We start from the raw sequence: 13,147 nt of genomic DNA, 5'->3' as shown, positions 1-13,147 counted from the left end.
GTTTTCAATGGAATCCTATGAAACCCTGCAGGCCAAAGCCAACAAAATAAGACATTTCTCACATAAATTCAGAGCGTCGGGCGTTGTTCAGACCCGACTAAGTAGTGGATAGAATCATTGCAGAGACACACTTTAGCCAACTTCTTTCTCAAGAATACGAGGTATGACATCGCGCGCGAAATATTTGAATGGCTTGGACAATCGTGATTGCGGGACACCGCTGACACATCAGTGTGCCTCTGCTTTCGACAGTCATAGCGTCGAACCTGCATTTGGCAGGACTTATCAGATTGGCAATAGCGAAAGTTACTGCTTCACGAATAACAAGGTCGCAAAGGCCTTTAGGAACCTCCGCACGTTCGCGCGCGAGATCTTCAACCCGACATTCCCCAAGTAAAACGCCCTCCCTTCCAAGCTGCCACTGCGCGTCTTGCCGATCAAGCCACTTGGACACCCGTTCGTATTAGGGTCATCGAGGCAGATGGAACTCATCCAAGGATCACGTCCTACGCATCGAGTTGATTATGTGTTGAGCGCCCTGATGGCATGTCCCGAAGTCTAACGAAGGCCGTTGCAAACTGTCCGAAAACCATGGCTGTTCTGTCGGGTGCTTCGGATATCCAGAACCCCTTATTGGCCCGCCGGTACGCCATCAAGGGGCATTCACGTCATGTAAGTGTGACTCAGAAGGGAGAGCCTCGTCTCCTAATTCATCGTCTGTGGCGGACCCGGCAGGTCTAGGGCAAAGGCCTGACTTTGTGGCGCGTTAACGAATGCCAAGCCAAGTATCGCAAGCGTAACGAACAATGCAGTGAATACCAGCACATTCAGGAGAACGCGCTGCACGGATCGAGCGATCCGGTTCCTCTCAAGATCAGCTGAATAGACTGAATGCATCTGCTCTATCCTCATATTTTTTTGAGGATCACACGCAAATGGGGCGATTTTTGGGCATCGGAAAGGTCTTTGCCGAGACGTGGTTTTACAGAGACTTAAGCGAGATTTCTTCAATCCACCCCTTCATCTGCTCCACCCCATACCCACGCCCGTAGCGCACTCCTATGCCCCCTACAGACCGCCACCCGCCGATCTGGTCAATCATGTCAGAGGGGCACTCTACGGCCCTTAGACGGTCTCTCAGGGTGTGTCTGAGGCAATGTGCAGTCAGCCCATCAAAGTCCTTCTTCAACCACTTGTTCAAAGCGTTGGAGGCATGCGTGGCGTAGCACCTCTGATCCTTTATGTACTGAGGGAACAGGTACTCCCCGTCAGACATTTCTAACACCTTGAGCAACGCCAACTTGGCATATCCAACCAAAGGCAAGGTCCGCTCAGAGTTACTGGTCTTCAGCCTTCTGGCTTCATTAGGACGAATGTGGATCAGGTCATTCTCAAGGTCTTCCACTTTCATCCCGACAATCTCAGCCAACCTGCATCCGGTCTCCCCCAAGATGGGCATGATGAGCTTGACCGTACTGCCTGAGGACAACGCCTTCTCGTACCCCTGTCTGAGCTGTTCGTTGGTGAACACACCTCGTCTAAACTTGTCCTCTCCCTCCCCTTTGATGATCAGGCGAGAGAATGGGTTCCTCTTTTCCAGGTCCAGTTCAGAATAGGCGTAGTTCAGGATCGCAGACAGGCTGTTGACCCTACGTCTCATAGTAGTTGTCTTGTTCCCCTTCATCGCCAAATGACGGACAAAGAGCTTGGTGTCTTCTCGGGTATACTCACTTACGTCTCTGTCACCAGCCAAAGACAAGAAGGTCTTGAGAGCTACCCGAGGTGGGGTCTGGTCGATCTTCCTCAGGGACAGGTATTCCTCTGCCATCTCAGACAACAGAACAGACTTGGGTTTGAAGCTCTCCACGACAGAGGCAACATCAACAGGCTTGACGCTGGACTGACCGCACCAAGAGCCTTCAAGTACATTACTGAGACGTTTTGCGTAGGCTTCTGCTTCATCCCGATCTTTGGACAAAGCTTGTCTGATGAATCTACCGTAGGTTTCGACTGCATGCTTGGGTACACGACGGTTATAGTAATAGGTGCCAGAGCGCTGAATTGTGTACTGAATGTGTGACACGACTGTATCCCTCGATGGTTAATTTCGAAGGAATTTCAGTAAGTTGTCTTAAGGTGATGGTGCGGTCGAGAAGACTCGAACTTCCACGGGTGTTACCCCACAGCGACCTCAACGCTGCGCGTCTACCAATTCCGCCACGACCGCACTGTCAGGCTTGGTGGCGCAGGCTATAGCGGGACGGCGCGGGGCGCTCAAGGGGAAAATGCGCCATTCGCCGTGCAGAGGGATGAATTGGGGGCGTTGCCCGGCGGCCTGTTTTCCGGGCTTGGCCAGAGACGCGGCCGAAATGGATCGCGCGCCGCGGTAGAGACCGACGTGGGCGCGCCCTCCCCCTTTATGGACCCGGTGACCGCCACCTGATCTTGCCTGCCGACGCGGCCCGTGCGAAAGACCGCGCATGGTGGAGTGGATCACGACAGATGGGCTGACCGATTACGACGAGGCCGTCGCCTTCATGGAGGCGCGCGCCGCCGCCATTGCCGCGGGCGAGGCCGAGGAATGCGTCTGGCTGGTCGAGCATCCGCCGCTCTATACCGCAGGCACCTCGGCCCGGCCCGCCGATCTGAAGGACCCCGACCGCTTTCCGGTCCACACCTCGAAGCGCGGCGGGCAGTACACCTATCACGGGCCGGGCCAGCGGGTGGCCTATGTCATGCTGAACGTCGGCAAACGCGGGCGCGACGTGCGCTGCTTTGTCCAGGATCTGGAACGCTGGGTAATCGCGGCCCTGGCCGAGTTCAACGTCACCGGCCACATCCGCGACGGCCGCGTCGGCGTCTGGGTCGAACGGCCCGAAAAGCCGCGCACCGTGACCGGGAGGGTGGCCGAGGACAAGATCGCCGCCATCGGCATCCGCCTGCGCAAATGGGTGAGCTTTCACGGCATCTCGATCAACGTGGAACCGGATCTGAGCCATTTCGACGGCATCGTGCCCTGCGGGATCACCGAATACGGCGTCACCAGCCTGGTCGATCTGGGCCTGCCGGTCACCATGGCCGACCTCGACGTCGCGCTGCGCCGCAGTTTCGACGAGGTGATGGAGACCCCGGCCTGCCCGACGGGCTGATACCCGCCGAAGCCCTCAAGGATTGTTTTCTTAAGCGTGGATCCCGTTAAAGTTGCCTCGCTGACAGTGTATTTTGAGGGGTACCACCATGGCATCGATCTCGGGCGATTCCGGCGACAATCTTCTGACCGGGACCGCGAACAACGATTTTATCTCGGGTCTGGGCGGCGACGACACGCTCGACGGCGGCGGCGGCAACGACATCCTGCGCGGCGGGGCCGGGGCGGATTTCCTTTTTGGCGGCACCGGGGTCGACCGTGCCGATTACCGCGACAGCAGCGCAGCGGTCGACATCCGCTACGATCCCGGCACCTCGGCCAATGCCGAAGGCACGGGCGGCACCGCCGAGGGCGACAGCCTGACCTCGGTCGAAGCGATCATCGGCAGCGCCTACGACGACACCGTGATCGGCAACGACGCCGACAACATCTTTTTCGTCTACGGCGGCGCCGACTATTTCAACGGAGAGGGCGGGTCGGACAGCGTGGATTTCCAGATCGCGCTGGATGCGCAGGCCGGGCTCGGGGTCGTCGTGAACCTTGGAGCGACGGTTTACGATGCGGCGTTCACCAGCTTTACGACCACCGACGTGATGACCTGGCAGAACAGCAATACCCATATCATCAGTGATGCCGTGACGGCGGGGGCCGACGGAACCCAGCTCTACAAAGTCGAAAACGTCGATGGGACCGACAACGCCGACTGGATCACCGGATCCAACGATGACAACGCGCTTGATGGGCACGCGGGCGACGATTTCCTCTTCGGCCTCAGTGGTCAGGACACGCTATTGGGCGGCAATGGCGACGATCATCTCGACGGTGGCTGGGCCGAGGATTCGCTGCTGGGTGAGGCCGGCAACGACAGCCTGTTCGGCAGCTACGGCGACGACACGATGCGCGGCGGCGATGGATTCGACTATCTCGGCGGCGGCGACGGGGTCGACCGGCTTTACGGCGACGGCGGTTCGGATGTGCTGAACGCGGGCGACGGCGACGACATCGACTATCTGACCGGTGGCAGCGGTGCGGACATCTTCGAATTCGGCGACCAGACGGGCAGCGACCGCATCCTGGATTTCGAGCCCGGCACCGACGTGATCGACCTCAGCGCCAATACCGCGCTGAACGATTTCGCCGACGTTCAGGCCGCGGCGGCCGAGGTCGGCGGGCATGTGCGCGTCACCCTCGGCGGCAGCAATCTGCTTTACATCTACGACACGGCAATCGCCGATCTGAGCGCCTCGGATTTCGCCTTCTGAACCGTGTCGAAGGACCCAGCCGGGCGGCCCCGGCCGCCCGTTACATTTCTTTAATCCAACCGTTACAAAACCCCGATCATTCCCCGCTAGCACGGCAGCATGGGCCGATGGCCCGCCATAGTCTGACACTGGGGAATATGATGAAAGACACCGACATTGCCGATCTGAGCTGGGACGACTGGGACGAACTGAACGACCCCCGCCCCGAGGAAACCGATTTCGACCGCGTGGTGCAAAGCGCCGTGTCGCGGCGCGGCTTTCTGGGCGGGCTGATGGCATTCGGCTCGGGCGCGGCCGTGATGGGCACCGCGCAACTTTTGGGCACGACCTCGGCCCAGGCGCAGGCCAGCCGCATCGGCTTTGGCCCGATCCCGATCGCCACCGATTTCACAGTGCACGTGCCCGAGGGCTACGACTGGGCGCCGATGGCGCGCTGGGGCGATCCGCTCTTTTCCGACGCGGCACCGTTCGATCCGGTCACGGGCATCGATCTGGCGTCCTCCGACAAGGTCTTCGGCGAGAACACCGACGGGATGGAGCTGTTCAACGTGGGCGGCCGCCAGATCGTCGCCGTCAACCACGAATACGTAAACCCCAAGCACAACCTGCCCGCCACCGGCGGCGAGGTGACCAGCGCCGACGACGCGCGTCTGCTGCAGAACCTGCAGGGTGTCACCGTGATGGAAGTGGCCGAGGGCGAGAACAGCTGGGGTATCGTCGTCGACAGCCCCTTCAACCGCCGCATCCACCACAACACGCCGATGCGCATCGCCGGGCCCGCCGCCGGGTCCGACCTGCTCAAGACCGAGGCCGATCCGACCGGCACCGAAAGCCTGGGCACGTTCAACAATTGCGGCTCGGGCCGGACGCCCTGGGGCACCTACCTGACCTGCGAGGAAAACTTCAACGGTTACTTCGGCTCGACCGACGAAGCCTTTGAACGGCCTGCGGATTTTGTCCGTTACGGCGTCGGGCTGGAAAGCCGCTATGCCTACGAGAAATACGACGCGCGCTTCGATATCTCGAAGAACGTGAACGAGCCGCGCCGTGCGGGCTATGTGGTCGAGATCGACCCCGCCAACCCCGACAGCACGCCGGTAAAGCGCACCGGTCTGGGCCGGTTCAAGCATGAAAACGCCGCCGCCGCGCTGGCGCCCGATGGCCGTGTGGTCGTCTACATGGGCGACGACGAACGGGGCGAGTTCCTCTATCGCTTCGTGTCGGACGGCTTCTACACCCCGGGCGGCGAGACCGAGGGGCTGCTGGACGACGGCCAGCTTTACGTCGCGCGCTTCAACGACGACGGCACCGACGAATGGTTGGAGCTGACGCCCGAATCGACCGGCATGGCAATCGACGAAATCCACGTCTTCACCCGGATGGCGGCGTCGAAAGTGGGCGCAACGACCATGGACCGCCCCGAATGGGTCGCGGTTAACCCGGTCTCGGTCGAGGGCTATTGCGCGCTGACAAACAACCGCAACCGCGGCGTCAAGCCCAACGCGGGCGGCGACGAAACGCCGGTGGCCGGGCCCAACCCGAGGGCCGAGAACCACTATGGCCAGATCGTGCGCTGGTATCCGGCGAACGACGATCACGCTGCGGTCTTCTTCAACTGGGACCTTTATGTCATGGCCGGCAACCCGACCGTGCATTCCGACAGCTACGCGGGGTCGGGCAATGTCAACGAGGGCAACCTTTTCAATTCGCCCGACGGGATGATGTTCGATTCGACCGGCCTGCTCTGGATCCAGACCGACGGCGACGACGACAACGAGGGCGACTTCGCCGGCATGGGCAACAACCAGATGCTGGCGGGCGACCCGGCGACGGGCCGGATCGAGCGGTTCCTGACCGGGCCGAACGGCTCCGAGGTGACGGGCCTGACCTGGTCGTCGGACCGCCGCACGATGTTCGTCGGCATCCAGCACCCGGCCGCCCCCTTCCCCGATGGCGACGGCAGCCTGCCGCGCTCGACGGTGATCGCGGTCAAGCGCGCGGACGGCGGTCTGGTCGGCTAGACGCTCGTCGCAGACAAATCAAGACGCCCCGGGGTCCACTCCGGGGCGTTCTCATGTCGGAAATCCGCGTGAATATCCACGCGCAACCGGCTGTTTATAATTGCAAAAACCCTAAGTCACAGCGCGGATACGCGCCCGATCGCCCAAGCGCGGCGACCTGTCCGGGTCGCCTATCCGCGCCCCTGCGCGCCGCGCCGCGTGGTGCGGAAGACATAAGGCACGATGGCGTCGCGGGTCAGGCCCATCTGCGCAAGTTCCTCATCCGACAGCGACCGGAAGGCCGCGATCCGGGCCGCGATCAGGCGCTGCCGCCGCGCGAAGGGTGTGTCGGCCAACGCCCCGAGGGCGGATGCGATCTGTCTGAAGGGGCGCAGCGGTGCAAACACCGTCTGAGGCGCGTCGAAAAAAGCCATGGCAGCCATCCGTTCCGAAATCCGTTTTCAAATGCCGGACCCCGCAGCAGCGCGGGCGCCCGTCCTGTAATGCCTTCACCTTACCCTAACCGCGAACAAAGTCACGGTCCGGAATTCCACCCTTTTGCCTCACGCACCAGACTGCCCCCGGCTGCGACAATATAGTTTGATCTGCGTCAAAAGCGGGCATTGCCCCTGCCTGCCTCGCATTCTAGAACCTGAATTGAACAGCGTGCGCGGGAGGATTCTCTTTCCGCGCCATCGATTTACCACCTTGAGGAGGCAGATATGGCAGACGCCGCCATTCATGGCCATGAACACGAAGACGAGCGGGGGTTCTTCACCCGCTGGTTCATGTCCACCAACCACAAGGATATCGGGATCCTCTATCTGATCGTTTCGGCGTTCGCGGGGTTCATCTCGGTGGCCTTCACCGTCTACATGCGTCTGGAGCTTATGGACCCCGGCGTGCAGTACATGTGTCTCGAAGGCGCGCGCCTGACGGCCGCCGCAGCGGTCGAATGTACCCCCAACGGCCATCTGTGGAACGTGCTGATCACCGGCCACGGCATCCTGATGATGTTCTTCGTGGTGATCCCGGCGCTCTTCGGCGGTTTCGGCAACTACTTCATGCCGTTGCAGATCGGCGCGCCGGACATGGCGTTCCCGCGTATGAACAACCTGTCGTTCTGGCTCTATGTCGCGGGCACCACGCTCGCGGTCTGCTCGGTCTTCTCGCCGGGCGGCAACGGGCAGGCCGGTTCGGGCGTGGGCTGGGTGCTCTACCCGCCGCTCAGCGTCAACGAAGGCGGCATGTCGATGGACCTGGCGATCTTTGCCGTGCACGTGTCGGGCGCAAGCTCGATCCTGGGCGCGATCAACATGATTACCACCTTCCTGAACATGCGCGCACCGGGCATGACGCTCTTCAAGGTGCCGCTCTTCAGCTGGTCGATCTTCGTCACCTCGTGGCTGATCCTGCTGTCGCTGCCGGTTCTGGCGGGCGCCATCACCATGCTGCTGACCGACCGTAACTTCGGCACCACCTTCTTCGACCCCGCAGGCGGCGGTGACCCGGTGCTCTACCAACACATCCTGTGGTTCTTCGGCCATCCCGAGGTCTACATCGTGATCCTGCCGGGCTTTGGCATCATCAGCCACGTGATCGCGACCTTCGCGCGCAAGCCGGTCTTCGGCTATCTGCCGATGGTCTGGGCGCTGATCGCCATCGGCGCGCTGGGCTTCGTCGTCTGGGCGCACCACATGTACACCGTGGGCATGTCGCTGACCCAGCAAAGCTACTTCATGCTGGCCACGATGGTCATCGCCGTCCCGACGGGGGTGAAGATCTTCAGCTGGATCGCGACGATGTGGCAGGGCTCGATCGAGTTCAAGACGCCGATGCTCTGGGCCTTCGGGTTCCTGTTCCTCTTCACCGTGGGCGGCGTGACGGGCATCGTTCTGTCGCAGGCCGGCATCGACCGTGCCTACCATGACACCTACTATGTCGTGGCGCATTTCCACTATGTGATGAGCCTGGGCGCCGTCTTCGCCATCTTCGCTGGCATCTACTTCTACCTGCCGAAGATGTCGGGCCGGATGTACCCCGAATGGGCCGGCAAGCTGCACTTCTGGACGTTCTTCATCGGGGCCAACCTGACGTTCTTCCCGCAGCACTTCCTGGGCCGCCAGGGCATGCCGCGCCGCTATATCGACTATCCCGAGGCCTTCGCCTACTGGAACGCATGGTCGAGCTGGGGCGCCTTCCTGTCCTTCGCGTCGTTCCTGTTCTTCTTCGGCGTGATGTTCTACACGCTGACGCGCGGCGCGCGTTCGGCCGAGAACAACCCCTGGAACGAATATGCGGACACGCTGGAATGGACCCTGCCCAGCCCGCCGCCCGAACACACGTTCGAGCAGCTGCCCAAGCGCGAAGACTGGGACAAGGGCCACGCCCACTAAGCCCTCACGGCGATCCCTTCGCCTGATAAGTCAGTCACCGGAACGGCCCCCTTCGCGGGGGCCGTTTTGCGTTTTTGGCCGGCACCGGCGCAGGTGACTTTCCCGCTCAGCTTTGGCATAATGCAAAGGCGCGAACGCCATCAGGAGAGACCACCATGAAACCATGGGTCCACGTCGCTTTGTTCGCCGCACTCACCGCCCCCTTGGCGATCGCACACGAAAGCGCCACCGGCGTCGTCAAGGACCGCATGGAACAGATGGAGCGTTTCGAGGAACTGATCGAGCGCGTCTTCGCCATGATCCACGGCGAACTGACCTATGACGCCGCCGCGGTCCGGCGCGCGGGCGAGGAAATCCGCGCAGGCTCCGGCCGGCACATGACCGCGTTGTTCCCCGAAGGCTCGAACGCCCCGCCCAGCGAGGCGACCGACACGATCTGGCAAGAGCCCGCGTCCTTCCAGCACTACGCCGACATGCTCGAGCAATGGTCGGGCGAACTGGCCGCCCGTGCGGATGGGCGTCTGCGCGGCACGCTCCCGCAGAAATGGGAGGACGCCGAGATGGGGCCCGCGATGATGCAGGGCGGCGGCATGATGGGCCGCAGCGGACCGGTTTTCGCGGCCTGGCACGTGGCCGCCGCGTGCAACGCCTGCCACGCAGAGTTCCGCAAAGAGGAGTGACGCCCGCGGCCCTCGCGCCACGTGCGACAACCCTCCCCATGACAGGCGCGCTTGCGGGCATATCTCGCAGGGATATATTGCGACACAAAATCAACACGCCGGACCCATGCCCTACACGCATTCCCAATCCATCCCCGACGCCACCGAGATGCGGCTCTGGCCGCACCAGTCGCTGCCGCCCAAAGGCTTCGCCGCCTTCATCCTGGCCACCTTCGCGCTGGCCACGATCCCGCTCTTCGGCCTCCTGGGCACGGTTCTGCTCTGGGGGCTGCTGCCGTTCCTGCTGCTGGCGCTCGCGGGCATGTACTATGCGCTGCGCCGCAACGACCGCGACCGCCAGATCGTCGAGGTGCTGACGGTGACGCCGGAAAGCACCCGGCTGCGCCGCCGCAACCCTCGCGGGCCCGAGCAAAGCTGGGATTGCAACACCTATTGGGTCAAGGTGGCCCTGCACGAGAAAGGCGGCCCGGTGCCCAATTACGTGACCCTGTCGGGCAGCGGCCGCGAGGTCGAGATCGGCGCCTTCCTGAGCGAGCACGAGCGCAAGGCGCTCTACGAGGACCTCAGCCGCCTGCTCCACCGCTCTGTGCGCGCCTGAGCCCCGCTGAACGATGGCACAGGCCCCCGCCGCCCCCAAGCTGAAACGCGCCGCCCTGCGCGCCGCTACCGCTCTTGTCGGGCCGGGCGTGGCGCGGGACGGCGCCGCGCTCCTGCCCAGCGAACGCGCCGCACTGGATCTGCGGCTGGCACGCAAGGGGCATCCCTGGCGCCCGGCGCAAGAGGTGATCTTCCTCATCCCGCTGGTGGGCCCCGCGCAGGTCGGCGACTGGCCCGCGGTGACCGCACGGCTGCGCACCACGCTGCAAAGCCTGATAGCCCAGACCGACCCGCGCTGGCGCGCCCTCGTCTGCTGTCAGGAGCGCCCCGAGATGCCGGACGATCCGCGCATCCTCTTCTTGCCCTTCGACGACCCCACGCCCGGCAACGACAAATGGCGCAAACTCGCGGCCCTGACCGGCCATCTGGGCCACATCGCCACCGACCCCGCCTATGTCATGAGCTTCGACGCCGACGACCTCCTGCGCAGCGGCGCGGTCTCCGAGATGTTGAGCGCCCAGGCCAAAGGCGGCTACCTCGCCCAGACCGGCTTCGTCATGGATCACGCCACCGGCGACGTCGCCCTGGCCGCCCGCCCGACGCTCGCCCTGCCGCTGCGCAAACCCTTCTGGAAGCTCTGCGGCTCCTGCGCCGCTTTGCACCACTACCCGGCCCTGCCGCAATCGCAGGCCTTCCTGCAGGAGATGACGCAGCACGAACACCGCATGTTCCCCTATCTCGCCGCCCTCGCCGGGCAGACGCTGACGCCGCTCAAGGACCCCGCGGTCCTATACGTGCTGAACCATGGCGAGAATTTCGGCGCGCGCCGCGGCCGCGTCGGCTTCAAGACCCGCTTCGTGCAGCGCTTCCGCATCGACGATCCCGCAACCCTCGCCGCGCTGCACCAGGAATTCCCAGCCCCCTGACCCGAAACAGCCCAATCCGCAGAAAACCTGCTGATTTCATCTGGTCACAAATATCCCGGGGGTCTGGGGGCAGCGCCCCCAGCCGGCTCGACGCAACGCGCACCGCCCGACGCCCGGGACTCCCACCAGCCGCAAGCCAACAGATCCGCGGCCACCCCTTCGTCTGGTCATAAATATCCCGGGGGGTCGCCATTGTCGCGCCATTGGTCCGAGATACAATGGCGACGGGCAGAGCCCCCAGCCGGTCGGCGCGCGCCAGCGCGCCGAAACCGCAAAGCCGCGCGTCAGCCCTGCTGCGCGAGCCGGTCCTTGACCATCGGGCCCACAGCGCCGAAATCCATCCGCCCGGCGTATTTGCCCTTCAGCACGCCCATCACGCGCCCCATGTCGCGGATCGAGCTGGCCTCGACCTCGGCCAGCGCCGAATCCACCGCCTGGGCCACTTCCTTGTCCGACAGCTTGCGCGGCAGAAACTCCTCGATCACCGCGATCTCGCCAAGCTCGCGCTCCGCCAGGTCAAGCCGCCCGCCCTCTTCATAGGTCTTGGCACTCTCGCGGCGCTGCTTGACCATCTTTTCCAGAATGGCCAGCACCTCGGCCTCGCCGACGCCGGTGTCGTTGCCGTCCGCGCGCGCGGCGATGTCGCGGTCCTTGATGGCGGCATTGATCAGCCGCAGGGTCGAGACCCGGTCGGGCTGTTTGTCCTTCATGGCCTGTTTCATGGCCGTTGTGACGCGTTCACGCAGTTCCATCGCTACCCCATCCCAATGGATTGCCGGAATTTGCGACACTAGCGAAAGCCGCCGCCTGGCGCAAGCCGGGCAGCCGTTATCTAACCTATTGAAATAAAACAATTTCACAAATAGGACTGCCTCTTGACCGCGACCGCCCGCGCCCGTAGACAACGCCCAACCCGCCCACAGACCGGAGTCGCCGCCATGCCCTCAGACCAAGCCCGGCCCACCGCCTGTCTTGCCCTTGCCGATGGCACGCTGTTCTACGGTCAGGGCTTTGGGGCCACCGGCCAGACCACGGCCGAGCTCTGCTTCAACACCGCCATGACCGGCTATCAGGAGATCATGACCGATCCGTCCTACGCCGGTCAGATCGTCACCTTCACCTTCCCGCATATCGGAAATGTGGGCGTAAACCCTGACGATGACGAAACCGCCGATCCGGTGGCCGCGGGCATGGTGGTCAAATGGATGCCGACCCAAAGCGCCAACTGGCGCGCGGTCTCCGAGCTGTCGGACTGGCTGGCGGCGCGCGGGCGCATCGCCATCGGCGGGATCGACACCCGCCGGCTGACCCGGGCCATCCGCCAGCAGGGCGCGCCGCATGTGGCGCTGGCGCACGATCCCGAGGGCAAGTTCGACATCGACGCGCTGTTCAAGGCCGCGCGCGCCTTTCCGGGGCTCGAGGGGCTGGATCTGGCGAAGAACGTCACCTGCGCGCAATCCTACCGCTGGAACGAAATGCGCTGGGCCTGGCCCGAGGGCTACAAACCGCAGACCGACCCCAAGCACCGGGTGGTGGCCGTCGACTACGGCGCCAAGCGCAACATCCTGCGCTGTCTGGCCAGCGCGGGCTGCGACGTGACCGTCCTGCCCGCCACCGCCACGGCCGAGGACATCCTTTCGCACGATCCCGACGGGGTGTTTTTGTCCAACGGTCCGGGCGATCCGGCCGCCACGGGGGAATACGCCGTGCCCGCGATTCAGGGTGTGCTGGCGGCGGACAAGCCCGTCTTCGGCATCTGCCTCGGACACCAGATGCTGGCGCTGGCGCTTGGCGCGCGTACGATCAAGATGAACCACGGCCACCACGGCGCGAACCATCCGGTCAAGGAAATCACCACCGGCAAGGTCGAGATCACCTCGATGAACCACGGCTTCGCCGTCGACAGCCAGACCCTGCCCGAGGGCGTTCTGGAAACCCATGTCTCGCTTTTCGACGGGTCGAACTGCGGCATTCGCATGGCCGACAAGCCGGTCTTTTCGGTCCAGCACCACCCCGAGGCCAGCCCCGGCCCGCAGGACAGCTTCTATCTTTTCGAGCGTTTCGCGGCCTCGATGCAGAAAACCTGAACATCGCGTTACCATATCGGCCGCCTTTAACCCTCGTTTAACCAACATGAC

Annotated in this window: 11 protein-coding genes and 1 tRNA gene; 8 read left to right on the top strand and 4 right to left on the bottom strand. The window is 63.2% G+C overall.

Features of this window, described 5'->3' with window-relative positions; genetic code table 11:
- Positions 1-982: 982 nt before the first annotated feature.
- Together RXV88_RS11855 and RXV88_RS11850 are read right to left on the bottom strand one after the other, a co-directional pair.
- Complete coding sequence (locus RXV88_RS11855) at positions 983-2,083, bottom strand: tyrosine-type recombinase/integrase (protein ID WP_316293102.1); 1,101 nt, start codon at positions 2,081-2,083, stop codon at positions 983-985.
- Positions 2,084-2,140: 57 nt separating this feature from the next.
- Positions 2,141-2,227: transfer RNA gene (locus RXV88_RS11850), tRNA-Leu, on the bottom strand.
- A gap of 253 nt (positions 2,228-2,480) precedes the next feature.
- On the opposite strand from RXV88_RS11850, the gene lipB reads away from it, so the two are divergent.
- The 3 genes from lipB to RXV88_RS11835 all read left to right on the top strand — a co-directional run bounded on the left by lipB (position 2,481) and on the right by RXV88_RS11835 (position 6,431).
- Complete coding sequence (gene lipB / locus RXV88_RS11845) at positions 2,481-3,149, top strand: lipoyl(octanoyl) transferase LipB (RefSeq protein WP_316293101.1); 669 nt, start codon at positions 2,481-2,483, stop codon at positions 3,147-3,149.
- A gap of 88 nt (positions 3,150-3,237) precedes the next feature.
- Positions 3,238-4,410 carry a calcium-binding protein gene (locus RXV88_RS11840; protein WP_316293100.1) on the top strand — a complete coding sequence of 391 codons (1,173 nt, stop codon included), beginning with the start codon at positions 3,238-3,240 and terminating at the stop codon, positions 4,408-4,410.
- A 140-nt stretch (positions 4,411-4,550) separates the two neighbouring features.
- Positions 4,551-6,431 (top strand): PhoX family phosphatase, encoded by a 1,881-nt coding sequence (locus RXV88_RS11835; RefSeq protein WP_316293098.1) that lies wholly within the window; start codon positions 4,551-4,553, stop codon positions 6,429-6,431.
- Between the two features lie 170 nt (positions 6,432-6,601).
- Here RXV88_RS11835 and RXV88_RS11830 read toward each other — a convergent pair whose 3' ends face one another.
- Positions 6,602-6,844: a hypothetical protein gene (locus tag RXV88_RS11830; RefSeq protein WP_316293096.1), complete on the bottom strand. Its 243-nt coding sequence runs from the start codon at positions 6,842-6,844 to the stop codon at positions 6,602-6,604.
- A 288-nt stretch (positions 6,845-7,132) separates the two neighbouring features.
- Between RXV88_RS11830 and ctaD the strand changes: the two genes are divergently transcribed.
- From ctaD to RXV88_RS11810, 4 genes are all read left to right on the top strand, one after another.
- A complete protein-coding gene (gene ctaD, locus RXV88_RS11825) occupies positions 7,133-8,806 on the top strand; it encodes a cytochrome c oxidase subunit I (protein WP_316293094.1) in 1,674 nt (557 codons plus the stop codon).
- A gap of 155 nt (positions 8,807-8,961) precedes the next feature.
- Positions 8,962-9,486, top strand: coding sequence for a c-type cytochrome (locus RXV88_RS11820; protein ID WP_316293093.1), 525 nt, complete (start codon positions 8,962-8,964; stop codon positions 9,484-9,486).
- A 106-nt stretch (positions 9,487-9,592) separates the two neighbouring features.
- Positions 9,593-10,084 carry a DUF2244 domain-containing protein gene (locus RXV88_RS11815; protein WP_316293091.1) on the top strand — a complete coding sequence of 164 codons (492 nt, stop codon included), beginning with the start codon at positions 9,593-9,595 and terminating at the stop codon, positions 10,082-10,084.
- Positions 10,085-10,097: 13 nt separating this feature from the next.
- The gene (locus RXV88_RS11810) at positions 10,098-11,009 is read left to right on the top strand and encodes a hypothetical protein (RefSeq protein ID WP_316293089.1); all 912 of its coding nucleotides are present in this window, start codon (positions 10,098-10,100) and stop codon (positions 11,007-11,009) included.
- A gap of 284 nt (positions 11,010-11,293) precedes the next feature.
- On the opposite strand, the gene RXV88_RS11805 is transcribed toward RXV88_RS11810, so the two are convergent.
- Complete coding sequence (locus tag RXV88_RS11805; RefSeq protein ID WP_316293087.1) at positions 11,294-11,761, bottom strand: GatB/YqeY domain-containing protein; 468 nt, start codon at positions 11,759-11,761, stop codon at positions 11,294-11,296.
- A 186-nt stretch (positions 11,762-11,947) separates the two neighbouring features.
- Between RXV88_RS11805 and carA the strand changes: the two genes are divergently transcribed.
- Positions 11,948-13,096: a glutamine-hydrolyzing carbamoyl-phosphate synthase small subunit gene (gene carA, locus RXV88_RS11800; RefSeq protein ID WP_316293085.1), complete on the top strand. Its 1,149-nt coding sequence runs from the start codon at positions 11,948-11,950 to the stop codon at positions 13,094-13,096.
- Positions 13,097-13,147 lie beyond the last annotated feature (51 nt).

It is taken from the genome of Aestuariicoccus sp. MJ-SS9 (genome assembly GCF_032586235.1).
In the GTDB taxonomy this organism is placed as follows: Bacteria; Pseudomonadota; Alphaproteobacteria; order Rhodobacterales; family Rhodobacteraceae; genus Aestuariicoccus.
The sequence above is the reverse complement of the archived record's forward strand: the minus strand, read 5'-3'. Positions and strand labels throughout refer to the sequence as shown.